Consider the following 23,925-nt stretch of genomic DNA (forward strand, 5'->3'; position numbering starts at 1 on the left):
TCATATATTTCATATGCTTATTATTCTATTGCAATTTATTGCATCAAAATACATTTCAAAAAAATCGAAGAATACAGGCCTATGCGCCCCTGTTCCCACTATAAAAAATTACACAAGCCTTGATTTTTAATTTCGTACTTTTACAATATGCATTGAAACTTTTCTTGGCGATTATTAAGTTCCAGCCCGAAACGGCATAATCCTTTTACAGTTTACGGGGAGCCGCCGGAAAAGCATCAACGTCCCTACACCCACCATACAAAGGTAAAAAACATGAAAAAATTCAATGTAAAAGTATTGAGCATGGCTGTTACGGCAGCCGTAGCAAGCGGCGCAGCGGGAGCGGCTGAACAAAACTTTGCAGCAGCGGTTGGCGGCAAAGACGATCAAGGTCAAGCAGCGTTTTTTACTGTCTTCGGCGAAGGCACAACATATGATAAAGATACCGGTAAGCTGACTTTCAAAAAAGATAGCGATGCCCTGCTTTTGAAAACCTTAGAGTTAGAACAAACCATTAATGGTTTTGCATCTGGTTCAAATTTCATCACAACTGATGCTAATGGCAACAAAACCGTCCGCGAAGCCACTAATGAAGATGTTGAAGCCGATGAGTTTAAAGGACTGGGCTTGAAAGAAGTTGTCGCAGCACACGATGAAGCATTGGGTGACTTGACTGAAACCGTCAACGAAAACAGCGAAGCATTGGTGAAAACTGCAGAAGTCGTTAATACCATCAGCGCAGATGTAAATGCCAATAAAGCGGCAATCGAAACCAACAAAACAGCAATCGCCACGAAAGCCGACAAAGCTGATGTTGACAAATTGGTGGAATACACTGCCGATATGGGCAAAAAAGTTAACGATATCGGTGATACGGTAACTGAATTGGGTGATTCAACCAAGGAGGCAATCGCTACTGTTGAACAGGACATCGTTGGTTTGACAAAGGGCTTGGGGCTTGCGGCAGAAGCTGTAGAAGACAATCGTAAAGAAATTGATGCCAATAAAGCGGCAATCGAAACCAACAAAACAGCAATCGCCACGAAAGCCGACAAAGCTGATGTTGACAAATTGGTGGAATACACTGCCGATATGGGCAAAAAAGTTAACGATATCGGTGATACGGTAACTGAATTGGGTGATTCAACCAAGGAGGCAATCGCTACTGTTGAACAGGACATCGTTGGTTTGACGAAGGGCTTGGGGCTTGCGGCAGAAGCTGTAGAAGACAATCGTAAAGAAATTGATGCCAATAAAGCGGCAATCGAAACCAACAAAACAGCAATCGCCACGAAAGCCGACAAAGCTGATGTTGACAAATTGGTGGAATACACTGCCGATATGGGCAAAAAAGTTAACGACATCGGTGATGCGGTAACTGAATTGGGTGATTCAACCAAAGAGGCAATCGCTGCTGTTGAAAAAGACATCGATGCCAATAAACAAGACATCGTTGGTTTGACGAAGGGCTTGGGGCTTGCGGCAGAAGCTGTAGAAGACAATCGTAAAGAAATCGACGTCAACAAAGCAGCAATTGATGCCAACAAAGAAGCAATTGCAACCAAAGCCGACAAAGCTGATGTTGACGAATTGGTGAAATACACTGCCGATATGGGCAAAAAAGTTAACGACATCGGTGATGCGGTAACTGAATTGGGTGATTCAACCAAAGAGGCAATCGCTGCTCTTGAAGAAGACATTGATAGCAATAAAACAGCAATTGAAAACAAAGCTGATAAAAAGGATGTGGAAGGAATCAGAATCAAAGCTATTGAAGCTAAAGAATTAGCTCAATCTGTACAAGGTTCTGTTGAAGTTGCTAAAAAATCAGCTAAAACTGCCGCGGATTCTGCTCAAGCTGCACAAAAGGCTGCTGATGCAAATGCAGCACAAGTTGAAACTAACAAAGCCGATATTGTTACACTGCAAACAGCAAGCAACCAACACGCTACCGATATTGCTACGCTGCAAACAGCAAGCAACCAACACGCTGCAGGTATTGCTAAAAACTCAGCTCGCATCGACAGCTTGGATAAAAACGTAGCAAACCTGCGTAAAGAGACCCGTCAGGGCCTGGCAGCACAAGCAGCCCTCAGCGGCCTGTTCCAACCTTACAGCGTCGGTAAATTCAACGTTACCGCTGCTTTGGGTGGTTTCAAATCTGACACCGCAGTTGCAGTCGGTGCAGGCTACCGCTTCAATGAAAACTTTGCAGCCAAGGCCGGTCTTGCAGTGGGTACCTCTTCAGGCGGCTCTGCATCTTACAACGTAGGTTTGAACTACGAATGGTAATATTCTTCGTAGAACTGACCTAAATTGACCCGCAGCTTCGGCTGCGGGTTTTTTATGCATTTAATCTTTGAAAGAAAAAATGCCCAAAGGTCGTCTGAAAACCCAACTCTGATTTTCAGACGACCTTTTCTCAAACCATTTCAACCGAAATGTTGACAATTTTTCACCCGATAACAAAGCGTTTTCAGTATAATACCGCCCGCAAATTTCCTTTTTTTTGAAAAGCATAAATCATGACTACTTCAAATCAAAATGTGCTGGAGCGCATATTCAATTTAAGCGCAAACGGCACGAATGTACGCACGGAGCTGACGGCTGGGCTGACCACCTTCCTCGCCATGTGCTACATCATCATCGTCAATCCGCTGATTCTCGGCGAAACGGGCATGGACATGGGCGCAGTATTCGTCGCCACCTGTATCGCTTCCGCCATCGGCTGCTTCGTGATGGGCTTCGTCGGCAACTATCCGATTGCGCTCGCGCCGGGTATGGGCTTGAACGCCTACTTTACTTTCGCCGTCGTCAAAGGCATGGGCGTACCCTGGCAGGTGGCTTTGGGCGCGGTATTCGTTTCCGGCATCATTTTCATTTTATTCAGCTTTTTCAAGGTGCGCGAAATGCTGGTGAACGCGCTGCCTATGGGTTTGAAAATGTCGATTGCCGCCGGTATCGGACTGTTTCTGTCGCTGATTGCACTCAAAGGTTCCGGCATTATCGTTGCCAGCGACGCGACTTTGGTGAAACTGGGCGACATCCACCAACCTGCCGCGCTCTTGGTATTGGCGGGCTTCGCCATGGTGGTGGCTTTGGGGCATTTCCGCATCAAAGGGGCGATTATCCTGACCATTCTGACGATTACTGCCATTTCCACCCTGCTGGGCTTGAGCGAGTTTAAAGGCGTAATCGGCGAAATTCCAAGTATCGCGCCGACTTTCATGAAGATGGATTTCAACGGCCTCTTTACCCTCAGCATGGTCAGCGTAATTTTCGTCTTTTTCCTGGTTGATTTGTTTGACTCCACCGGCACGCTGGTCGGTGTTTCCCACCGAGCAGGCCTGCTGGAAGACGGCAAACTGCCTCGTCTGAAACGCGCCCTGTTCGCCGACTCGACCGCCATCGTAGCCGGTGCCGCACTGGGTACGTCTTCAACCACGCCGTATGTCGAAAGTGCGGCGGGTGTTGCCGCAGGCGGCCGCACCGGTCTGACTGCCGTAACCGTCGGCGTATTGATGTTGGCGTGTCTGATTTTCTCACCGCTGGTGCAGAGCATCCCCGGTTTCGCCACAGCGCCTGCGCTGCTCTACGTTGGTGCGCAAATGCTGCGTAGCGCGCGTGAAATCGACTGGGACGACATGACCGAAGCCGCCCCCGCTTTCCTGACCATCGTGTTCATGCCGTTTACCTATTCGATTGCAGACGGCATCGCCTTCGGCTTTATCAGCTATGCAGTGATTAAACTTTTGTGCAACCGCGTGAAAGACGTACCACCTATGGTGTGGATAGTTGCCGTATTGTGGGCGTTGAAATTCTGGTATTTAGGAGGCTAATGCCCCATTTGCAGAAAGATCGTCTGAAAAAACCTGAACTGCACCCCAAAAGTTGGACACATCCCCTCCAACTCGCAAGGTGCAGTTTTTTTATGAGCAAATATACATTACACTTCAAATACCAAGCCGTACTCCACTACCTGCACATACGCAGCCAACAGCGTACCGCAGACCATTACGGCATTTCCCGAACCCACCTGCGGCGATGGATACGCGCCTATCAAGAAGGCGGCATCGGCGCACTCGAACATCCCCAATCCAAAACCATGACCGACCACCGCAAAAACCCCTTCATCGCCGACAAACCCGACAACGAAAAAACACAGGCAGAGCTTATCGAAGAGTTGTGCTATATGCGCGCAGAGGTCGCCTACCTAAAGGAGTTAAAAGCCCTCAGCCAAAAGCAGACCGCAAAGGACAAAGCCAAACCGTCCAAACACTGAGGGCGCAACATCCGCTCAAATACCTGCTGCACATCGCAAACCTGCCCAAAAGCAGCTTTTACTACCACCACCAAGACCGACCCGACCCCGATGCAGCCGACAAAGCCCTTATCGCCGAAATCTACGAACGGCATAAAGGACGCTACGGGCAAAGGCGCATTGCCGCAGCATTGGATTGGAACCGCAAAAAAGCAGCGAGGTTGATGAAGCAGTTGGGGCTGAAAGCCCTTATACGGGCGAAAAAGCCTACCGCCATCCCGCCATGGGCGAAATATCGGAACACCTCCTCAAACGCCGGTTCAAAGCCCGAAAGCCCAACGAAAAATGGCTGACCGACGTGACCGAACTCAAAGGAAAGGACGGCAAACTGTACCTCTCACCAATCTTGGACCTGTTCAACCGCGAGATCGTCGCCTACGCCATGAGCCGCAATGCTAACAGCGAAATGGTGAAGGAAATGCTCGAAAAGGCCGCACCCGGTCTGACTGATAAGAAAGGAACGATGCTGCATTCCGACCAGGGTGTGCTGTACCGTACGGCGGGGTATAGGGAATTGCTTGCGGAGCATTCCATGGTTCAAAGCATGTCGCGTAAGGCGAACTGTTGGGACAATGCGCCGATGGAAAGCTTCTTTGCGGTGTTGAAGACGGAGTGTTTCTATAACGCAGGTGAATTGACGGTAGATGAATTGATGAAGCAGATAGATGACTATATGGATTACTACAACCGGGAGCGTTGCAGTTTGAAATTGAAAAAGCTGAGTCCTGTCGCATACAGAACCCAGCTTGCACAGAGCGCCTGAAAAGGCTTTTATGAGTGTCCAAGATTTGGGGGGCAGTTCACAAGTTTTCAGACGACCTTTTATATATAATAAGTAGTGGCTCAGGCTCTATTAATTAATATTAGTTTAAATAGACGTATAAACCATTCAGTAATAACTGCACAAACTCTCTTAAAGCCGATATACGGAACAGTTTTTATCTGCACCAGAAAAATAGTTTTTCGTAACATCATCACAAGAACTAGCAGTACTCTCACAAATAAAAGTCGTTAGAGATTCATTAATCTTTATTACCCTAGGTTCTTTATTTTTATCCAATGCAACTGCCTTTAAAGTAAATTTCCCATCTAACGCGCCTCTAGCAAGCCCATGAGGATAAATACAAAAGTTTTCTAAACTCCGCGAGTTAGGTAAATCAGGCCACGCTGTAGAAGTTTTCTTGAAACTACCATTCTGCTGATAAAATCGCTCCATAAACTGAGCACTCTCAACAAGCGCTGCTAGAGCCTGACGTATTTCTGAGTCTCTAAGATATTTTTGATAACTTGGATAAGCTATTGAAGTTAAGAACCCAATTATTGCAATTACAAAGATTAATTGAGTAAGAGAATACCCTTTACAATTTTCTTTATTCATAATTTATTACCTATTGATAATTTCATCACCCAATTTCAATATATATCCTTTTGTATAAGAAACCTTTTGGGTTTACAACACTTACTTTCAGACTGACTAAGGCCACCCATATTTTCTTCCAGGCAGAATACCAGCCTACATCTCAAATTCCTTGTCTTAATGCTCCCAGTTAATTTACTTTTGGACGGCGTTTTTAGCTTTTGAGTTTGCAGGTGCGGGCGCGACGGTTGCTTCGGCCTTCAGTTTGGAGAAGATACCCTCGCCGATGCCTTTGACGTTTTTGAGCTCTTCCACCGATTTGAAGGCACCATGCTGCTGACGGTAGTCCACAATGGCTTTCGCTTTGGCCGGACCGATGCCGGGCAGGGCTTCCAATTCGGAAGAAGAGGCGGTATTGATGTTGACGGCTGCCAGCGACAGCGAGGCAGTTAAAACGGAGAGTGCGGCAAAGAGGAGTTTTTTCATAAGGGCGTTTTCCTATCATTTCGTTAATATGGACGGTAACACCGGGGAGACGTTACCACTATATATCTTATCATCATATACTTTACATCATTTTAATTCAAACAATTTTAAATATTTCTAACTTTACTATCTCTCAATGTATTGATTCTACAACATCTACTAACCCACCTCAATTTCGAAGCGGCCCCATCCACATTCTCAAAAGTCCATTCTTCTGCAACCGGAGCATTCGGAGTATTACCCCATTCCGCCCCACCGCCGCTATCAAGGCAGGAGGGTCCGGTTCGCCAAACTTGTCAACGATTCAAAGTAAAAGCCCCCGACATCTGTCGGGGGCTTAGAATAGGTGTTTGGCAGTGACCTACTTTCGCATGGAAGAACCACACTATCATCGGCGCTGAGTCGTTTCACGGTCCTGTTCGGGATGGGAAGGCGTGGGACCAACTCGCTATGGCCGCCAAACTTAAACTGTACAAATCGGTAAAGCCTCAATCAATATATTCGGTGATGACTGAATCAGTCAGTAAGCTTTTTATTTGAAGTTCTTCAAATGATAGAGTCAAGCCTCACGAGCAATTAGTATGGGTTAGCTTCACGCGTTACCGCGCTTCCACACCCCACCTATCAACGTCCTGGTCTCGAACGACTCTTTAGTGCGGTTAAACCGCAAGGGAAGTCTCATCTTCAGGCGAGTTTCGCGCTTAGATGCTTTCAGCGCTTATCTCTTCCGAACTTAGCTACCCGGCTATGCAACTGGCGTTACAACCGGTACACCAGAGGTTCGTCCACTCCGGTCCTCTCGTACTAGGAGCAGCCCCCGTCAAACTTCCAACGCCCACTGCAGATAGGGACCAAACTGTCTCACGACGTTTTAAACCCAGCTCACGTACCACTTTAAATGGCGAACAGCCATACCCTTGGGACCGACTACAGCCCCAGGATGTGATGAGCCGACATCGAGGTGCCAAACTCCGCCGTCGATATGAACTCTTGGGCGGAATCAGCCTGTTATCCCCGGAGTACCTTTTATCCGTTGAGCGATGGCCCTTCCATACAGAACCACCGGATCACTATGTCCTGCTTTCGCACCTGCTCGACTTGTCGGTCTCGCAGTTAAGCTACCTTTTGCCATTGCACTATCAGTCCGATTTCCGACCGGACCTAGGTAACCTTCGAACTCCTCCGTTACTCTTTGGGAGGAGACCGCCCCAGTCAAACTGCCTACCATGCACGGTCCCCGACCCGGATAACGGGTCTGGGTTAGAACCTCAAAGACACCAGGGTGGTATTTCAAGGACGGCTCCACAGAGACTGGCGTCTCTGCTTCAAAGCCTCCCACCTATCCTACACAAGTGACTTCAAAGTCCAATGCAAAGCTACAGTAAAGGTTCACGGGGTCTTTCCGTCTAGCAGCGGGTAGATTGCATCTTCACAACCACTTCAACTTCGCTGAGTCTCGGGAGGAGACAGTGTGGCCATCGTTACGCCATTCGTGCGGGTCGGAACTTACCCGACAAGGAATTTCGCTACCTTAGGACCGTTATAGTTACGGCCGCCGTTTACTGGGGCTTCGATCCGATGCTCTCACATCTTCAATTAACCTTCCAGCACCGGGCAGGCGTCACACCCTATACGTCCACTTTCGTGTTAGCAGAGTGCTGTGTTTTTAATAAACAGTCGCAGCCACCTATTCTCTGCGACCCTCCAGGGCTTACGGAGCAAGTCCTTAACCTTAGAGGGCATACCTTCTCCCGAAGTTACGGTATCAATTTGCCGAGTTCCTTCTCCCGAGTTCTCTCAAGCGCCTTAGAATTCTCATCCTGCCCACCTGTGTCGGTTTGCGGTACGGTTCAATTCAAACTGAAGCTTAGTGGCTTTTCCTGGAAGCGTGGTATCGGTTACTTCATGTCCGTAGACACTCGTCGTCACTTCTCGGTGTTAAGAAGACCCGGATTTGCCTAAGTCTTCCACCTACCGGCTTAAACAAGCTATTCCAACAGCTTGCTAACCTAACCTTCTCCGTCCCCACATCGCATTTGAATCAAGTACAGGAATATTAACCTGTTTCCCATCGACTACGCATTTCTGCCTCGCCTTAGGGGCCGACTCACCCTACGCCGATGAACGTTGCGTAGGAAACCTTGGGCTTTCGGCGAGCGGGCTTTTCACCCGCTTTATCGCTACTCATGTCAACATTCGCACTTCTGATACCTCCAGCACACTTTACAATGCACCTTCATCGGCCTACAGAACGCTCCCCTACCATGCTAGTAAACTAGCATCCGCAGCTTCGGTTATAGATTTGAGCCCCGTTACATCTTCCGCGCAGGACGACTCGACCAGTGAGCTATTACGCTTTCTTTAAATGATGGCTGCTTCTAAGCCAACATCCTGGCTGTCTGGGCCTTCCCACTTCGTTTACCACTTAATCTATCATTTGGGACCTTAGCTGGCGGTCTGGGTTGTTTCCCTCTTGACAACGGACGTTAGCACCCGCTGTCTGTCTCCCGAGGAACCACTTGATGGTATTCTTAGTTTGCCATGGGTTGGTAAGTTGCAATAACCCCCTAGCCATAACAGTGCTTTACCCCCATCAGTGTCTTGCTCGAGGCACTACCTAAATAGTTTTCGGGGAGAACCAGCTATCTCCGAGTTTGTTTAGCCTTTCACCCCTATCCACAGCTCATCCCCGCATTTTGCAACATGCGTGGGTTCGGTCCTCCAGTACCTGTTACGGCACCTTCAACCTGGCCATGGATAGATCACTCGGTTTCGGGTCTACACCCAGCAACTGTTCGCCCTATTAAGACTCGGTTTCCCTACGCCTCCCCTATTCGGTTAAGCTCGCTACTGAATGTAAGTCGTTGACCCATTATACAAAAGGTACGCAGTCACACCACAAGGGTGCTCCCACTGTTTGTATGCATCAGGTTTCAGGTTCTATTTCACTCCCCTCCCGGGGTTCTTTTCGCCTTTCCCTCACGGTACTGGTTCACTATCGGTCGATGATGAGTATTTAGCCTTGGAGGATGGTCCCCCCATATTCAGACAGGATTTCACGTGTCCCGCCCTACTTTTCGTACGCTTAGTACCACTGTTGAGATTTCGAATACGGGACTATCACCCACTATGGTCAAGCTTCCCAGCTTGTTCTTCTATCTCAACAGTTATCACGTACAGGCTCCTCCGCGTTCGCTCGCCACTACTTGCGGAATCTCGGTTGATTTCTTTTCCTCCGGGTACTTAGATGGTTCAGTTCTCCGGGTTCGCTTCTCTAAGTCTATGTATTCAACTTAGGATACTGCACAGAATGCAGTGGGTTTCCCCATTCGGACATCGCGGGATCATAGCTTTATTGCCAGCTCCCCCACGCTTTTCGCAGGCTTACACGTCCTTCGTCGCCTATCATCGCCAAGGCATCCACCTGATGCACTTATTCACTTGACTCTATCATTTCAAGAACTTCTCTGACTTTGCCTGACATTCCGTTGACGAGAACATCAAACTTGAATTTCCTACTTTGATAAAGCTTACTGCTTGTTGTGTCTTAATCCCGCCTTTTGTCTTTCGGGATTAAGTCGATACAATCATCACCCAAATACTGCACCTGTTTTTCTTTTCCTATCCAGGAGACAACTGACCGTTTGCAATCGGTCAATCATCAAAAACAGACACATTGTCTTTGTTTGTTGATTTCGGCTTTCCAATTTGTTAAAGATCGATGCGTTCAATATTGCTATTTACTTCGCAAATCAAAATGAGCTGATTATTATAGCAGCCTTTCTTTTCCCGTCAAACTGATTCGTCAGCAGACTCCTCTTTAGAAAAAAAGAAAGCAGTTACACTGCCTTTTTAACTCGCTTTGATTTGGAAAGTATTGGTGGAGGCAAACGGGATCGAACCGATGACCCCCTGCTTGCAAAGCAGGTGCTCTACCAACTGAGCTATGCCCCCGTTCTTGGTGGGTCTGGGAGGACTTGAACCTCCGACCCCACGCTTATCAAGCGTGTGCTCTAACCAGCTGAGCTACAAACCCGGATTCTCTTCTTAAGCGAATCTTGTCTTCACTCAAGCATTTTTCCGCATCTTCTACAGTTTACCGATAAGTGTGAATGCAACAGCCTCTTCTTTCTCTAGAAAGGAGGTGATCCAGCCGCAGGTTCCCCTACGGCTACCTTGTTACGACTTCACCCCAGTCATGAAGCATACCGTGGTAAGCGGGCTCCTTGCGGTTACCCTACCTACTTCTGGTATCCCCCACTCCCATGGTGTGACGGGCGGTGTGTACAAGACCCGGGAACGTATTCACCGCAGTATGCTGACCTGCGATTACTAGCGATTCCGACTTCATGCACTCGAGTTGCAGAGTGCAATCCGGACTACGATCGGTTTTGTGAGATTGGCTCCACCTCGCGGCTTGGCTACCCTCTGTACCGACCATTGTATGACGTGTGAAGCCCTGGTCATAAGGGCCATGAGGACTTGACGTCATCCCCACCTTCCTCCGGCTTGTCACCGGCAGTCTCATTAGAGTGCCCAACTTAATGATGGCAACTAATGACAAGGGTTGCGCTCGTTGCGGGACTTAACCCAACATCTCACGACACGAGCTGACGACAGCCATGCAGCACCTGTGTTACGGCTCCCGAAGGCACCCCTCCGTCTCTGGAGGGTTCCGTACATGTCAAGACCAGGTAAGGTTCTTCGCGTTGCATCGAATTAATCCACATCATCCACCGCTTGTGCGGGTCCCCGTCAATTCCTTTGAGTTTTAATCTTGCGACCGTACTCCCCAGGCGGTCGATTTCACGCGTTAGCTTCGCTACTAAGCAGTCAAGCTGCCCAACAGCTAATCGACATCGTTTAGGGCGTGGACTACCAGGGTATCTAATCCTGTTTGCTACCCACGCTTTCGGGCATGAACGTCAGTGTTATCCCAGGAGGCTGCCTTCGCCATCGGTATTCCTCCACATCTCTACGCATTTCACTGCTACACGTGGAATTCTACCTCCCTCTGACACACTCTAGTCACCCAGTTCAGAACGCAGTTCCCAGGTTGAGCCCGGGGATTTCACATCCTGCTTAAGTAACCGTCTGCGCCCGCTTTACGCCCAGTAATTCCGATTAACGCTCGCACCCTACGTATTACCGCGGCTGCTGGCACGTAGTTAGCCGGTGCTTATTCTTCAGGTACCGTCATCAGACAGGGGTATTAACCCCGCCCTTTTCTTCCCTGACAAAAGTCCTTTACAACCCGAAGGCCTTCTTCAGACACGCGGCATGGCTGGATCAGGCTTGCGCCCATTGTCCAAAATTCCCCACTGCTGCCTCCCGTAGGAGTCTGGGCCGTGTCTCAGTCCCAGTGTGGCGGATCATCCTCTCAGACCCGCTACTGATCGTCGCCTTGGTAGGCCTTTACCCCACCAACTAGCTAATCAGATATCGGCCGCTCAAACAGCGCAAGGCCAAATGGTCCCCTGCTTTCTTCCTCAGAAAATATGCGGTATTAGCTAATCTTTCGATTAGTTATCCCCCACTGCTCGGTACGTTCCGATATGTTACTCACCCGTTCGCCACTCGCCACCCAAGAAGCAAGCTTCTCTGTGCTGCCGTCCGACTTGCATGTGTAAAGCATGCCGCCAGCGTTCAATCTGAGCCAGGATCAAACTCTTATGTTCAATCTCTAACTTTTTAACTTCTGGTCTGTTTCAAAGAAACTGACAGGACAATGTCTAAAACATCATCTTGTCTGTCTTTTAAACAGTGTGAGGCTGTCGCACTCACACTTATCGGTAATCTGTTTTGTTAAAGAGCGAAAACGAATTATAAAGCATTTCAAATCATTGTCAATCAAAACTTTTTTCAAAACCTCGAAAAATCAGACCAACTGTGATATACTTATTAGTTCGTTCAATCACCGCCAAAGCAGCGAAGAACCGAACTATACCCCTCCCCTCAAAAACCGTCAACTCCCAAACAACAAAAAATTCTACAAAACACACCAACAAACTGAAATACAAAGATTTTTATTTCAGAACCCTCAAAACAGCATTTCAAAACACCCTCAATCCAAACCCGAACAGCCCAAAACCATCCAATTCTCACAACTACAAACAGAAACTCAACTCCCAACACCTAATAACACCAAAGGTCCTTGGATTCGGATTTCAAGTGCAACACTAGTGTATCAGTGGTTTGAACAGATTCAAGAATAAAACACTTGGCGTTTCGTAGCCAAGTGTTTTTCTTGGCCGGTGGTTCAACTCATCTTGAACCCTGCGTATCTCCCGATCGCTGATGTTTCGGAAATCGGTTTGTTTGGGGAAATATTGTCGGATGAGTCCGTTGGTGTTCTCATTCAGCCCTTTCTCCCAAGAATGGTAAGGGCGGCAAAAATAGGTTTTCGCCTTCAATGCTTTGGCTATTTTGGTGTGTTGATAGAACTCTTTGCCGTTGTCCATGGTGATGGTGTGGACTCTGGCTTTATGTGCCCTTAATACCCTAATGGCCGCCCGGGCAGTGTCTTCGGCTTTTAAGTTCTTTAATTTGCAGATGATGGTGTAGCGGGTAACGCGTTCGACCAAGGTCAGTAATGCGCTTTTCTGTCCTTTGCCGACGATGGTGTCGGCTTCCCAATCGCCGATGCGGGTTTTCTGGTCGACGATAGCGGGTCGGTTTTCTATGCCGACACGGTTGGGCACTTTGCCTCTGGTCCATGTGCTGCCGTAGCGTTTGCGGTAGGGTTTGCTGCATATTCTGAGATGTTGCCACAAGGTGCCGCCGTTGCTTTTGTCTTGGCGAAGGTAGCGGTAAATGGTGCTGTGGTGGAGCGTGATTTGGTGGTGTTTGCGCAGGTAGGCGCATACTTGTTCAGGACTGAGTTTGCGGCGGATAAGGGTGTCGATGTGTTGAATCCGCTGCGAATCGAGCTTATAGAGTTGTCGCTTACGCTGTTTGATAGTCTGGCTTTGCCGCTGGGCTTTTTCGGCGCTGTATTGCTGCCCTTGGGTGCGGTGCCGTTTAATTTCGCGGCTGATGGTGCTTTTGTGGCGGTTAAGCTGTTTGGCGATTTCGGCGATGGTGCAGTAGCGGGACAGATATTGGATATGGTATCGTTCGTCTTGGGTCAGTTGCGTGTAGCTCATGGCAATCTTTCTTGCAGGAAAGGCCGTATGCTACCGCATACTGGCCTTTTTCTGTTAGGGAAAGTTGCACTTCAAATGCGAATCCGCCATCGTCTGAAATTAATTTCAGACGACCTTTGCTAATCCAAACACAGTTCCAAACAGATAATTGCCAATTTAACGCTGCAGCAAGATTTCCAATACAAACTTGCTTCCTACATAAGCGAACATTAGGCTGACAAACCCGATGATTGTCCAAACGGCTGCTTTTTTACCTCGCCATGCCGTCATACTGTGCTTAAGCAGCAACGCACCGTAAATTATCCATGAGAGAATGCCGAATACGGTTTTATGGGTAAATGTAACGGGTTTACCGAATACAGCCTCTGCAAAAAATGTCCCGCTGACAACCGAATAGGTTAATAAGATAAAACCTACCCACATCCCCTGGAACATGAGCTTTTCCAAACTCAGTAAAGACGGCAGAAAACCGGACAAACTGGAAACACGTCGTCTATGCAGGTTACGGTTGAGCAGCAAAATCAAAACGGCAAACAAGGTCACAATGCCGAATAAACCGTATGCCAGCAACGATGTACCAATGTGCGACATAAACGGCAAATCATTGATTTGATAACCGACATATTTTCCTGGAAACAGCGCGCCCAATAATAAGGTAAACGCTGCGCACGGATACAAAAGCAGCTGCAATCCGCGCAGACGATAGAAAAAACTACCGACGAAATACACCAGCAGCATTAACCATACAATTAAACTGACGGAATAACCGAAGCCCATAATCAATACTTTGTCTTGAATGACGGGCATGAGCAATACGGCACCGTGCATAGTTAACGCGGCACCCAAAACTGCCAGTTCGGCTTTTAGGGGATAATCTTTAATATCTCGGGTCTTGTGGTTGAACCAAACGAATATACCCAATCCGGCATACACCAGTATCAGGCAAATCAGGATAGTCGGCATAACAAACTTTCTTGGCGCGCATACATAACCGCACGCGATAGTGTAAAATAATCTCAATTTTATTTTAGCAAAGAATGCCCCGAACAGGGCAGCTATTATCATTACCAAGGACAAGCATGTTAGACAACTTAACCAACCGCTTTAGTAAAGTTTTCAAAAATATCCGCGGTCAAGCAAAACTGACAGAAGACAACATCAAAGAGGCATTGAGGGAAGTTCGCCTTGCTCTGCTCGAGGCGGACGTAGCCCTGCCCGTCGTAAAAGAATTTGTCAACAACGTCAAAGAAAAAGCTCTCGGACAAGAAGTTACCGGCAGCCTGACCCCTGACCAAGCCTTTATCGGCGTCGTCAACCAAGCCTTGATCGAATTGATGGGCAAAGAAAATTCTTCTTTAGACTTGGCGGCCGTACCGCCTGCTGTCGTTTTAATGGCAGGTCTGCAAGGTGCGGGGAAAACCACCACCGTCGGCAAACTCGCCCGTCTGCTGAAAAACGAACAGAAGAAAAAAGTCTTGGTCGTTTCAGCCGACGTGTACCGCCCTGCCGCTATCGAACAGTTGCGCCTTTTGGCTGAGCAAGTCGGCATTGACTTCTTCCCTTCCGACTCCAATCAGAAACCTGTCGAAATTGCCACTGCTGCGATTGATTATGCAAAAAAACACTTTTACGACGTCTTGATGGTCGATACCGCCGGACGCTTGGCGATTGACGAAGAGATGATGAATGAAATCAAAGCGCTGCACGCAGCCGTCAATCCGGTAGAAACCTTATTCGTCGTCGATGCCATGTTAGGTCAAGACGCTGTAAACACCGCACAAGCATTCAACGAAGCCTTGCCGCTGACCGGCGTCATCCTGACCAAAATGGACGGCGATTCGCGTGGCGGTGCTGCATTGTCTGTACGCCACATTACCGGAAAACCTATCAAATTCATCGGTATCGGTGAAAAAATCACAGGACTCGAACCCTTCTACCCAGACCGCATCGCCAGCCGTATCCTCGGTATGGGCGACGTGTTGAGTCTGATTGAAGATGTCCAAAAAGGCATAGACGAAGAAGCCGCTGCCAAAATGGCGAAAAAGCTGCAAAAAGGCAAAGGCTTCGACCTCAATGACTTTAAAGAACAAATCCAGCAAATGCGCAATATGGGCGGGCTGGAAAGCCTGATGTCAAAAATGCCGGGCGAACTGGGTCAGATTTCCAAACAAATTCCCGAAGGCACGGCTGAAAAAGCCATGGGCAAAGTCGAAGCCATCATCAACTCCATGACGCCCAAAGAACGCGCCAATCCAACCCTGCTCAAAGCCAGCCGCAAACGCCGCATTGCCGCAGGCGCCGGTACCAGCGTGGAAGAAGTCAACAAAATGCTCAAGCAGTTTGAACAATCGCAACAAGTGATGAAAATGTTCAGCGGAAAAGGACTGGGCAAACTGATGCGTATGGCAAAAGGCATGAAGGGTATGAAAGGAATGTTTCCCGGAATGTAATCCGCAGGAAATATAAGAGAGGTCGTCTGAAAACTGAAATTGGGTTTTCAGACGACCTCTTCATATTGAGATTCTAGTCAGTCAAAAGCATAGCAATCCATTATTACAAAAGAATAATAGTCATCCTCTAACTGTAAAGTGCAACCGCCTTTACCCATGCAAGCACCTCCCGAGACAGTTTGCGCAAGTAATTTACCGTCGAATCACCGCACGCCTCTGAAGCATACAATTCAACGGTTTTACCTTGCCAGTAGCGCTTGGCAAGCCAAGAGGCACGCGCAAGATGGAAAGCATCGCTGACAATGATGATTTCGTTCGCATCCCGTAGATCCGGTACACTCAGCAAGATGTTTTCATATGTACTTTTTGAATGTTCTTCCAACCGTATTTTTTCGGACGGTACGCCCATTTCCACGGCCATATCGCGCATAGTTTGAGCTTCATTGCTGCCGTCCCCGTCCGTTCCTCCGCTCATCAGCAACTCATCCACTTTACCTTGCCGATACAATCTGACACCTGCTTCAACCCGCGAGCGCAAACAAGGATTAGGTTTTCCTCTGCGGTTAACAGCATTACCTAAAACAACGGCAATATCGGCAGAAGACAGGTTTTCAGACGACCTTTTTTCCACATTGACTGCACATAGATGCAGCCAGCTCAAAACAGCACACCATACCAAAAAACAAACGATGCACAATATCCAATACTTTTGCATTAATACTCCGGTGGATTTTGACCTTGTGTCATCATAGCATAATCTCTTTCACCATCTTCCAAGGCTTCAGACAACCCCTTAGCTGCCAATTACTTATTGCATCCCTCCCCTTCCATCTTTATAATGCGCACACTCTTACGGGAGTAGCCATCTGATGTTTGCTGACCATCAGAGCCGTTATCAACATAATTGACTGAGTTCGACAAAAATTGGTCATGGTGGCGGCATCTTCCTGACAACTGGAAGACAGGCAAGACGTAAGCGTTGTCCATACCCTTGCGGGCGGTATGTGCAACGCTTTTTGTTTTTGCCCGCTTCGGTTGAGTATCTTATGGAAGCATTTTTCTCTTCAATATTGGGCATTGCCATTGCCGAAATCGGCGATAAAACGCAACTGCTCGCTCTTTTCCTTGCCGCACGTTTCGCCCAGAAAAACGCGGTAGTCTCCGGCATTTTCGTTGCCACTTTACTGAATCATTTGGTCTCCGCATTTGTCGGCGTATGGCTGGCGGAAACCGTTTCTCCCGAGACCGTCAAATGGGTCGTCGGCATCAGCTTCATCGCGGTCGGTCTGTGGCTGCTCTTGCCCGATAAAGATGAAAACCCCGACAGCCGATGGCTCAAATACGGCGCGTTCGGAGCGACGGTTTTTCTGTTTTTCATGGCGGAAATCGGTGACAAAACCCAAATCGCCACAGTCTTACTGGCGGCAAAATACCAATCCTTATCCATGGTCGTACTCGGCAGCGTTGCCGGATTGATGTTGGCAACCGTTCCCGTGGTTTATCTGGGCGATATGCTGATGAAAAAAATCCCCGCCAAAGCCGTGCGGATTTCCGCCTGCGTACTGTTTTGCGTATTGGGCGCCATCACTTTGTCCGGTGGCGGCATTATGTTGAAATAGGTCGTCTGAAATGTGGGAAATCTTATTTAGGCATCCGGATTTTGTCGCCATTAACAAGCCGCAAGGCGTATCCGTACATCAAGAAGAGGGCGAAGTCAGCCTGACGCAGACGCTGGCGGCGCAACTCGGTCTTGAGCAGGTTTGGCTGCTGCACCGATTGGACAAACAGACCAGCGGCGTGCTGCTGTTTGCATTGAACCCGCAAAGCGCGTCGGCGCTGGCGCAGCAATTTGCCGCAAAAACCATGCGTAAAACTTATTTGGCGCTGGCAACGGATAAGCCGTCTAAGAAACAGGGTTGGATCAAAGGCGATATGGAAAAATCACGGCGCGGTGCATGGAAACTGATGCGCAGTATGGAAAATCCCGCCATTACCGAGTTTGACAGCCATAGTTTAGAACCCGGCTTGCGCCTGTTCGTCCTGCATCCGCATACGGGCAAAACCCATCAGCTTCGTGTCGCCATGAAAAGTTTGGGCAGCCCGATTTTGGGCGATACGCTCTACGGCGGGAAGCCTGCCTCGAGGATGTTCCTCCATGCGTGGAAAATCAAATTTGATTATCAAGATCAGACGTTTGAAATCGTCGCGCCCTTGAGTGAGGAATGGCCTCCATTGGATTTCATTCATGAATAAATCCAAAATATCTGACAAGGTTTCGTGTATCGCATCAGATAATCGGAAATAAAAAAACCGCTAAGAAAGCGGGTAGTTAGGGCAACACCTTTTCAAAGTCGAAAATAATACGGGGGACGTTGTTTTCTTTCCAGCGGTGTAGATTGTCGGTATGCCATCGACGGGCGATTGATTCAAAGGTATTTAGGGCGGCGGCTTGCCGTTCGCACTTTTTCTGTTGCTTGGCTTCGCTGGGGTCTTGCCCCGATACAAGCAAGCGGCGGGCATTCTCGGCGGCTTGGCGGGCTTCTACCAGTGATACGGTCGGATATTTGCCGATTGAAAGCGTTTTACGTTTGCCGTTATGCGAAAAGTCAAACCGCCATAACTTCCCGCCGCTCGTATTGATATACAGATACAAGCCCTTGCCGTCATTCAGCTTAAACGGTTTTTCGGCGGGCTTGGCGTTTTTGATTTGTCGGTCATTCAGCGGCATAGTGGGGGTATGTTTTAGGGGGTATTTCAGATACCCCGAATCATACCCCCTGATTTTGGTTGATTCAATTAAGCTGAATTAGACGGAATTATACAATCGGGAAGAAGATAATAGGATAGCAATCAGTCTGAAAGCCTTGTATTTATTGAGATTGGTTGATGGCATTAGACGGGATTAAACGAAAAAAAAACGCCTAGAATTTCTAAGCGTTTTTGTGTGTTGGTGCCGACAGCGAGATTTGAACTCGCACAGCCTACGGCCACTACCCCCTCAAGATAGCGTGTCTACCAATTTCACCATGTCGGCATTTGAAAAACTGTTATTTCTGCTGCTGAGGAGCGGGTGCAGCAGGTGCGGGTTGGTTTTCAGCGGGAGCGGCGGGCTTAGGAGCCTGCTGGGTTTGTTTCACATTGCTGAAGTCCAAACCGTGTTTGTTTGTATGGGTATGGATATAAACCATTGCCATGCAGGTTGCGAAGAAGAAAGTCGCTGCGATGGCGGTTGCGCGGCTCAGGAAGTTTGCGTTGCCTGCGGAACCGAATACGCCCTGCGCACTGCCGCTACCTGACCCGAAGGTCGCGCCTGCGTCTGCGCCTTTGCCGTGTTGCAGCAATACTAACACAACCACTGACAAAGCGGAAATAATATTAATAATCCAGATAAGGGTTTTAAAGGCTTCCATATGTTTTCTACGAGGCTTGTGCTGCGTTGATGATGGCGGTAAATGAGTCATATGATAATGACGCGCCGCCAACCAATGCGCCGTCTACATGAGGTACTGCGAAGATGTCGGCTGCATTGTCTGCTTTCACACTTCCGCCGTAAAGAACGCGGATTTTAACATCGCTTCCGCACAAAGACAAGATTTCTTTGTAGATGAATGCGTGCATGTCGGCAATTTGTTCTACGGTGGCGACTTTGCCGGTGCCGATTGCCCATACCGGTTCGTAGGCGACGGCGATGTTTTTGGTGTCCAGCCCTTGCAATACGGAGAGTTGGTGGGCGATGACTTCGTGTTCTTTGCCGGCTTCGCGCTCTTCGAGGCTTTCGCCGACGCACAATAGGGGAATCAGACCTACGTTGAGGACGTTTTCCATTTTGCGGCGTTGGATTTCGTTTTTTTCGCCGAAATAGAGGCTTCGTTCGGAGTGTCCGATGAGAACGATATCTGTGCCGATGTCGGCGAGCATTTCTGCGGACACTTCGCCTGTGTAGGCGCCGTTGTTGGGGAAACGGCTGACGTCTTGGGCGCAGGTGAGGATGCGGTTGTTGAGGACAATCTGCATGGCGTTGTGCAGTTGCAACAGGTAAACGGTTGGGGCGGCGAGGCCGATGAGGACGCGTTCGGCGGTGGGCATGATGCGGAAGCGGTGCATGAGTGCGTTGTTGTTTTGGAGTCGGCCGTTCATTTTCCAGTTGCCGATGACCCATTTTTGATCCCACATTCCGATTTGGTGATGCATCTTTTTTGCTCCGTGTTGTGTTTCTTTGGCTGTACGCTGCGTGTAGCGTGATGTAACGTGAAGTTTAGTGGATATGCGACGGGTTCGCAACTTGAAACGGGCGGAATGTTTGGATACGGGATGGCTGTTTGGGGTCGTCTGAAATGCTGTTTCAGACGACCTGTTCTATAATAACTGCTTGATATACACATATATAGGACATGGCTATGCACGCGCTTCATTTTTCGGCTTCGGACAAGGCCGCGCTTTATCGGGAGGTATTGCCGCAGATTGAGTCTGTGGTGGCGGATGAGACGGATTGGATGGCGAATTTGGCGAATACGGCGGCGGTTTTGAAGGAAGCGTTCGGCTGGTTTTGGGTGGGTTTTTATTTGGTCGATACGCGCACGGACGAATTGGTTTTGGCGCCATTTCAGGGGCCTTTGGCGTGTACGCGGATTCCGTTCGGACGCGGGGTATGCGGTCAGGCTTGGGCGAAGGGCGAGACGCTGGTGGTCAAGGATGTCAACGCGCATCCCGACCATATTGCCTGCTCGTCTTTGTCGCGTTCGGAAATCGTGGTTCCGCTGTTTTCAGACGACCTTTGCATCGGTGTGTTGGACGTGGACAGCGAGCATCTGGCGCAATTTGATGAGACGGATGCTTTGTATTTGGGCGAACTGGCGAAGATTTTGGAGAAGCGGTTTAAGGCTTCGCGTCAGGCGGCTTGAGACTGAAAAAAACAGGCAGGCGGCGCGCGCTGAAGTTGGCGCGGCGGGAGTGTGGTTTTATAATGTCTGCCATTGCTAAAACAATTATTTAACGGAGCACAAAATGGATTTTGAAAAAGCGCGGTTCAACATGGTCGAGCAGCAAATCCGTCCGTGGGATGTATTGGATTTTGACGTTTTGGACGCTTTGGAGGAGATTCCGCGCGAGCGTTTCGTGAACGAGTCTTTGCAGGGCTTGGCGTATGCTGACATGGAGCTGCCGCTTGCCAACGGTCATAAGATGCTCGAGCCGAAAGTCGTGGCGAGATTGGCGCAGGGTTTGAAGCTGACCAAAACCGATACGGTTTTGGAAATTGGCACGGGTTCGGGCTATGCGACCGCACTCTTGGCGAAACTGGCGGGCAAAGTGGTTTCAGACGACCTCGATGCCGAACAGCAAGACCGCGCCAAAGCAGTGTTGGATAACTTGGCTTTGAATAATATCGATTATGTGCAAAACAACGGATTGACCGAACCTTCCGCGGGTGCGCCGTTTGATGCGGTTTACGTCGGCGGCGCGGTGGACCGCGTGCCTGACGTATTGAAAGAACAGTTGAAAGACGGCGGCCGCATGGCGGTCATCGTCGGCCGCCGGCCGGTACAGCGCGCGCTGCTGATTACGCGCAAGGGCGACGAATTTGAAGAAAAAGTCTTGTTCGATACACTGGTTGCGCATTTGGATGATAAAGAAAACCGCCCTTTCGGCGATTTCGATTTTTAATCTTTTTTGAAATCAAAGGTCGTCTGAAAACCAGCCGGACATGGCGAAACGTTTTCAGACGACCTTTCATCGTTTCCATCATTTCACACACACAACATCATGACGATCCCGCAACTCACCCCGCTGCAACTGCAACAATGGCAGGAAGAAGGCCGCGCGTTCCATCTGCTGGACGTGCGCACCGACGAGGAAACTGCCGTCTGCGCCCTGCCTGACGCCATCCATATCCCGATGAACCTGATTCCGCTGCGCCAAAACGAGCTGCCCGACGACGATTTGCCGATTGTCGTTTACTGCCACCACGGCATCCGCAGCCTGCATACGGCGATGTATCTGGCAGATGCGGGTTTTGAAAATCTGTTTAACCTGCAAGGCGGGATTGATGCTTGGGCTTTGCAGGTGGATGGGGCGATGGCGAGATATTGATATAGTGGATTAACTTTAAACCAATACGGCGTTGCCTCGCCTTGCCGTACTATCTGTACTGTCTGCGGCTTCGTCGCCTTGTCCTGATTTAAAGTTAATCCACTATAACGCTAAAAGGTCGTCTGAAAACCATTTTTCAGACGACCTTTTTTCATATTTTCGCTTCAATAATGTGGCGGAATTTCATCACGCAGGCTGTAAGGCTCGCGCTCTCCGTTTGCGCCTTTGTCCTGCATTTTCTGATAAAGCAGCCTCAACTGCGCCTGCTGCAAATCCAGCGTCTGCTGCATTTTCGCCACCGTATCGTTCAGGCTGCCGATTAAATCTTCCTGAAGCGCGGTTTGGATTTCCAGCTCGGTGATGCGGTGTTCCAATTCGTCCATTTCGCTCATTTACAGCACCATCGCGGCAACCCAGCCGGCAATCATCAGCGGGATATTGTAGTGGATAAAGGTTGGGATGACCGAGTCGCGAATATGGTCGTGTTGTCCGTCGGCGTTCAAACCCATGGTCGGGCCGAGCGTCGAGTCGGATGCGGGCGAACCGGCATCGCCCAACGCGCCCGCCGTACCGACGATGGCGACGGTTGCCAGCGGCGAGAAGCCGAGGCTGATACACAGCGGCACATAAATCGCGGTAATAATCGGCAAGGTGGAGAAAGAAGAGCCGATGCCCATGGTGACCAACAATCCGACAAACAACATGGCAAATGCCGCCATGCCTTTATTGCCGCCGAAAAGCTGCATACTGTGTTCGACCAGCGGTTTGATTTCGCCTGTCGCGGTCATGACTGCCGCAAAGCCTTGCGCTGCAATCATGATGAAACCGACCATCGCCATCATTTTGATGCCTTCGCCGAACACGTCGCTGGCAGCATTGCGGTTCATCACACCAAGCATCATAAAGACAGCAAAACCCAGCATCGCGCCCAACACCAGCGAATCTTCATACATCAACTGAATCGCAAAACACACGCCGATTGCGATTGCCGCCACCAGACTGCGGTAAACCGAAGGTTGCGGTTGTTCGGATGCTTCGCGGTTGTCCTCAGTATCAACGGTATTGGTTTGATAAGAACGCGGTTTGCGGTAATGGATAAACGCCAAAATCAGCCCCGAAACCATACCCAAAGCAGGAATCGCCATCGCGTGCATGACGCTGATGCCTTTGACGTCCATGCCCGCAGATTTGATATTGCCCAAGAGAATGTCGTTTAAGAAAATCGCGCCGAAGCCGAAGGGTAGGAACATATAAGTCGTAACCAATCCGAACGTAATCACGCAAGTAATCAATCGACGATCAACTTTCAAGCGGTTAAACACCAGCAAAAGCGGCGGAATAATCATCGGAATGAAGGCAATATGGATAGGCACGACGTTTTGACTCATGATGCCCATCGCCAGAATAATCAGCAGCAGCGTCCATTTCACCGAACTCTCGCCTTTCGCGGCATCCTGACTGTTGTTGAGTTTGCGGATAATGCCTCCAGCAAGCTGCTGCGGCAGCCCGGAATAGGTAATCGCCATCGCAAACGCACCGAGCATCGCGTAAGACAAAGAGATCCGCGCGCCGCCCTTCAAACCTTCGTTAAACACAGGAATAATCCCCGATTGCGTAACATTGCCTGCCGCATCCACGACGTTTTCCAGCGGCATTCCCGCCACCAAGCCGCCGACGAACGCACCGACAGTCAGGCTCAATACGACGTGTACCCGCGACAGCGACAACACGAGCATCACGATTACTGCAATCACTACGGCATTCATGCCCTTTCTCCATTTCAGACGACCTGTCAGCCATCTATTTATATGTTAAAAGAAACATCATAACCTAACATGATTTAACACGCTAGGGCAAACCGCCTTTCAGACGACCCGCCCTACCCCGCTGCCTAAAAATAAAGGTCGTCTGAAAACAAGTGAAACAAGTTTTCAGACGACCTTGGATGGGTTTTGGGTTTCAACTACCGCGTGTGTGCAGTATGCACGCACCCTACACCCGATGCCCGGTTTCAGTAGGTCAGATTCTCGAATCCGACGGCTATTTGAGATGGCAGCGGCTTTAGTCGGATACAAGTAT

General features: G+C 49.1%; 21 protein-coding genes, 3 tRNA genes, 3 rRNA genes and 1 pseudogene. 11 read left to right on the forward strand and 17 right to left on the reverse strand.

What is annotated here, in order from left to right:
* Positions 1-273 precede the first annotated feature (273 nt).
* The 5 genes from J7445_RS12365 (at position 274) to J7445_RS08965 (ending at position 5,084) form a co-directional block, all read left to right on the forward strand.
* Positions 274-2,292: a YadA C-terminal domain-containing protein gene (locus J7445_RS12365; protein ID WP_209283009.1), complete on the forward strand. Its 2,019-nt coding sequence runs from the start codon at positions 274-276 to the stop codon at positions 2,290-2,292.
* Between the two features lie 233 nt (positions 2,293-2,525).
* Complete coding sequence (locus J7445_RS08950) at positions 2,526-3,839, forward strand: NCS2 family permease (protein ID WP_019270964.1); 1,314 nt, start codon at positions 2,526-2,528, stop codon at positions 3,837-3,839.
* A 92-nt stretch (positions 3,840-3,931) separates the two neighbouring features.
* Positions 3,932-4,282, forward strand: coding sequence for a helix-turn-helix domain-containing protein (locus tag J7445_RS08955; RefSeq protein WP_244969474.1), 351 nt, complete (start codon positions 3,932-3,934; stop codon positions 4,280-4,282).
* Positions 4,186-4,614 (forward strand): IS3 family transposase, encoded by a 429-nt coding sequence (locus J7445_RS08960; protein ID WP_209283011.1) that lies wholly within the window; start codon positions 4,186-4,188, stop codon positions 4,612-4,614. The genes J7445_RS08955 and J7445_RS08960 overlap by 97 nt, the downstream gene beginning before the upstream one ends.
* Positions 4,545-5,084, forward strand: a complete 540-nt coding sequence (locus tag J7445_RS08965) for an IS3 family transposase (protein WP_209283012.1) — start codon at positions 4,545-4,547, stop codon at positions 5,082-5,084. Before J7445_RS08960 ends, J7445_RS08965 begins: the two co-directional genes overlap by 70 nt.
* Positions 5,085-5,234: 150 nt before the next feature.
* On the opposite strand, the gene J7445_RS08970 is transcribed toward J7445_RS08965, so the two are convergent.
* From J7445_RS08970 to J7445_RS09010, 9 genes are all read right to left on the reverse strand, one after another.
* On the reverse strand, positions 5,235-5,699 hold the full coding sequence (locus J7445_RS08970) for a type IV pilin protein (RefSeq protein WP_019271154.1): 465 nt from the start codon (positions 5,697-5,699) through the stop codon (positions 5,235-5,237).
* Positions 5,700-5,873: 174 nt separating this feature from the next.
* The gene (locus J7445_RS08975) at positions 5,874-6,164 is read right to left on the reverse strand and encodes a ComEA family DNA-binding protein (RefSeq protein ID WP_209283013.1); all 291 of its coding nucleotides are present in this window, start codon (positions 6,162-6,164) and stop codon (positions 5,874-5,876) included.
* Positions 6,165-6,512: 348 nt separating this feature from the next.
* Positions 6,513-6,626 (reverse strand): 5S ribosomal RNA (gene rrf, locus J7445_RS08980).
* Positions 6,627-6,719: 93 nt separating this feature from the next.
* Positions 6,720-9,611: ribosomal RNA gene (locus J7445_RS08985) — 23S ribosomal RNA — on the reverse strand.
* Positions 9,612-10,042: 431 nt separating this feature from the next.
* Positions 10,043-10,118 (reverse strand) — tRNA-Ala (locus J7445_RS08990).
* 5 nt (positions 10,119-10,123) lie between these two features.
* Positions 10,124-10,200 (reverse strand) — tRNA-Ile (locus J7445_RS08995).
* 101 nt (positions 10,201-10,301) lie between these two features.
* Positions 10,302-11,842 (reverse strand): 16S ribosomal RNA (locus J7445_RS09000).
* Together the 16S, 23S and 5S rRNA genes with 2 tRNA genes alongside form the textbook arrangement of a ribosomal RNA operon.
* Before the next feature lie 501 nt (positions 11,843-12,343).
* Positions 12,344-13,309, reverse strand: a complete 966-nt coding sequence (locus tag J7445_RS09005; RefSeq protein ID WP_209283014.1) for an IS30 family transposase — start codon at positions 13,307-13,309, stop codon at positions 12,344-12,346.
* Positions 13,310-13,465: 156 nt separating this feature from the next.
* Positions 13,466-14,272 (reverse strand): cytochrome C assembly family protein, encoded by an 807-nt coding sequence (locus J7445_RS09010; protein ID WP_019270386.1) that lies wholly within the window; start codon positions 14,270-14,272, stop codon positions 13,466-13,468.
* A 116-nt stretch (positions 14,273-14,388) separates the two neighbouring features.
* Here J7445_RS09010 and ffh point away from each other — a divergent pair, with 116 nt between their 5' ends.
* Positions 14,389-15,759 (forward strand): signal recognition particle protein, encoded by a 1,371-nt coding sequence (gene ffh, locus J7445_RS09015; protein WP_019270387.1) that lies wholly within the window; start codon positions 14,389-14,391, stop codon positions 15,757-15,759.
* Positions 15,760-15,886: 127 nt separating this feature from the next.
* Here ffh and J7445_RS09020 read toward each other — a convergent pair whose 3' ends face one another.
* On the reverse strand, positions 15,887-16,474 hold the full coding sequence (locus J7445_RS09020; protein ID WP_070656420.1) for a YdcF family protein: 588 nt from the start codon (positions 16,472-16,474) through the stop codon (positions 15,887-15,889).
* A 331-nt stretch (positions 16,475-16,805) separates the two neighbouring features.
* Between J7445_RS09020 and J7445_RS09025 the strand changes: the two genes are divergently transcribed.
* On the forward strand, positions 16,806-17,378 hold the full coding sequence (locus tag J7445_RS09025) for a TMEM165/GDT1 family protein (RefSeq protein ID WP_070656417.1): 573 nt from the start codon (positions 16,806-16,808) through the stop codon (positions 17,376-17,378).
* A 10-nt stretch (positions 17,379-17,388) separates the two neighbouring features.
* Positions 17,389-18,012: a TIGR01621 family pseudouridine synthase gene (locus J7445_RS09030; protein WP_070656414.1), complete on the forward strand. Its 624-nt coding sequence runs from the start codon at positions 17,389-17,391 to the stop codon at positions 18,010-18,012.
* A 76-nt stretch (positions 18,013-18,088) separates the two neighbouring features.
* Here the strand turns inward: J7445_RS09030 and J7445_RS09035 are convergent, their stop codons facing one another.
* The 4 genes from J7445_RS09035 to tpiA form a co-directional block, all read right to left on the reverse strand.
* Entirely contained in the window at positions 18,089-18,487 is a 399-nt protein-coding gene (locus J7445_RS09035; RefSeq protein WP_019270390.1) for an Arm DNA-binding domain-containing protein, read from the reverse strand.
* A 220-nt stretch (positions 18,488-18,707) separates the two neighbouring features.
* Positions 18,708-18,793 (reverse strand) — tRNA-Leu (locus tag J7445_RS09040).
* A 13-nt stretch (positions 18,794-18,806) separates the two neighbouring features.
* Positions 18,807-19,169 carry a preprotein translocase subunit SecG gene (gene secG, locus J7445_RS09045; protein WP_009310962.1) on the reverse strand — a complete coding sequence of 121 codons (363 nt, stop codon included), beginning with the start codon at positions 19,167-19,169 and terminating at the stop codon, positions 18,807-18,809.
* Positions 19,170-19,176: 7 nt separating this feature from the next.
* On the reverse strand, positions 19,177-19,950 hold the full coding sequence (tpiA, locus tag J7445_RS09050; protein WP_003742925.1) for a triose-phosphate isomerase: 774 nt from the start codon (positions 19,948-19,950) through the stop codon (positions 19,177-19,179).
* 206 nt (positions 19,951-20,156) lie between these two features.
* Between tpiA and J7445_RS09055 the strand changes: the two genes are divergently transcribed.
* The 3 genes from J7445_RS09055 to J7445_RS09065 all read left to right on the forward strand — a co-directional run bounded on the left by J7445_RS09055 (position 20,157) and on the right by J7445_RS09065 (position 21,846).
* The gene (locus J7445_RS09055) at positions 20,157-20,660 is read left to right on the forward strand and encodes a GAF domain-containing protein (RefSeq protein WP_100066875.1); all 504 of its coding nucleotides are present in this window, start codon (positions 20,157-20,159) and stop codon (positions 20,658-20,660) included.
* A gap of 103 nt (positions 20,661-20,763) precedes the next feature.
* The gene (locus J7445_RS09060; protein WP_070656410.1) at positions 20,764-21,420 is read left to right on the forward strand and encodes a protein-L-isoaspartate O-methyltransferase family protein; all 657 of its coding nucleotides are present in this window, start codon (positions 20,764-20,766) and stop codon (positions 21,418-21,420) included.
* Positions 21,421-21,519: 99 nt separating this feature from the next.
* Positions 21,520-21,846 (forward strand): rhodanese-like domain-containing protein, encoded by a 327-nt coding sequence (locus tag J7445_RS09065; RefSeq protein ID WP_019270395.1) that lies wholly within the window; start codon positions 21,520-21,522, stop codon positions 21,844-21,846.
* Here the strand turns inward: J7445_RS09065 and J7445_RS12595 are convergent.
* The 3 genes and pseudogenes from J7445_RS12595 to J7445_RS09075 all read right to left on the reverse strand — a co-directional run.
* Positions 21,846-21,956: pseudogene (locus J7445_RS12595) on the reverse strand (IS5/IS1182 family transposase); the annotation flags it as partial. The gene J7445_RS09065 and the pseudogene J7445_RS12595 sit on opposite strands and share 1 nt — an antisense overlap.
* Before the next feature lie 54 nt (positions 21,957-22,010).
* On the reverse strand, positions 22,011-22,238 hold the full coding sequence (locus tag J7445_RS09070) for a SlyX family protein (protein ID WP_003742919.1): 228 nt from the start codon (positions 22,236-22,238) through the stop codon (positions 22,011-22,013).
* On the reverse strand, positions 22,239-23,612 hold the full coding sequence (locus J7445_RS09075; RefSeq protein ID WP_070656407.1) for a Na+/H+ antiporter family protein: 1,374 nt from the start codon (positions 23,610-23,612) through the stop codon (positions 22,239-22,241).
* Between the last annotated feature and the right edge of the window lie 313 nt (positions 23,613-23,925).

It is taken from the genome of Neisseria sicca (genome assembly GCF_017753665.1).
GTDB classification, from domain to species: Bacteria; Pseudomonadota; Gammaproteobacteria; order Burkholderiales; family Neisseriaceae; genus Neisseria; species Neisseria flava.

Coding starts and splice junctions, on each gene's coding strand:
- J7445_RS12365 (WP_209283009.1), top strand. CDS start 274: ATGAAAAAATTCAATGTAAAAGTATTGAGCATGGCTGTTACGGCAGCC.
- J7445_RS08950 (WP_019270964.1), top strand. CDS start 2,526: ATGACTACTTCAAATCAAAATGTGCTGGAGCGCATATTCAATTTAAGC.
- J7445_RS08955 (WP_244969474.1), top strand. CDS start 3,932: ATGAGCAAATATACATTACACTTCAAATACCAAGCCGTACTCCACTAC.
- J7445_RS08965 (WP_209283012.1), top strand. CDS start 4,545: ATGGGCGAAATATCGGAACACCTCCTCAAACGCCGGTTCAAAGCCCGA.
- J7445_RS08970 (WP_019271154.1), bottom strand. CDS start 5,699: ATGAATAAAGAAAATTGTAAAGGGTATTCTCTTACTCAATTAATCTTT.
- J7445_RS08975 (WP_209283013.1), bottom strand. CDS start 6,164: ATGAAAAAACTCCTCTTTGCCGCACTCTCCGTTTTAACTGCCTCGCTG.
- J7445_RS09005 (WP_209283014.1), bottom strand. CDS start 13,309: ATGAGCTACACGCAACTGACCCAAGACGAACGATACCATATCCAATAT.
- J7445_RS09010 (WP_019270386.1), bottom strand. CDS start 14,272: ATGCCGACTATCCTGATTTGCCTGATACTGGTGTATGCCGGATTGGGT.
- ffh (WP_019270387.1), top strand. CDS start 14,389: ATGTTAGACAACTTAACCAACCGCTTTAGTAAAGTTTTCAAAAATATC.
- J7445_RS09020 (WP_070656420.1), bottom strand. CDS start 16,474: ATGCAAAAGTATTGGATATTGTGCATCGTTTGTTTTTTGGTATGGTGT.
- J7445_RS09025 (WP_070656417.1), top strand. CDS start 16,806: ATGGAAGCATTTTTCTCTTCAATATTGGGCATTGCCATTGCCGAAATC.
- J7445_RS09030 (WP_070656414.1), top strand. CDS start 17,389: ATGTGGGAAATCTTATTTAGGCATCCGGATTTTGTCGCCATTAACAAG.
- J7445_RS09035 (WP_019270390.1), bottom strand. CDS start 18,487: ATGCCGCTGAATGACCGACAAATCAAAAACGCCAAGCCCGCCGAAAAA.
- secG (WP_009310962.1), bottom strand. CDS start 19,169: ATGGAAGCCTTTAAAACCCTTATCTGGATTATTAATATTATTTCCGCT.
- tpiA (WP_003742925.1), bottom strand. CDS start 19,950: ATGCATCACCAAATCGGAATGTGGGATCAAAAATGGGTCATCGGCAAC.
- J7445_RS09055 (WP_100066875.1), top strand. CDS start 20,157: ATGCACGCGCTTCATTTTTCGGCTTCGGACAAGGCCGCGCTTTATCGG.
- J7445_RS09060 (WP_070656410.1), top strand. CDS start 20,764: ATGGATTTTGAAAAAGCGCGGTTCAACATGGTCGAGCAGCAAATCCGT.
- J7445_RS09065 (WP_019270395.1), top strand. CDS start 21,520: ATGACGATCCCGCAACTCACCCCGCTGCAACTGCAACAATGGCAGGAA.
- J7445_RS09070 (WP_003742919.1), bottom strand. CDS start 22,238: ATGAGCGAAATGGACGAATTGGAACACCGCATCACCGAGCTGGAAATC.
- J7445_RS09075 (WP_070656407.1), bottom strand. CDS start 23,612: ATGAATGCCGTAGTGATTGCAGTAATCGTGATGCTCGTGTTGTCGCTG.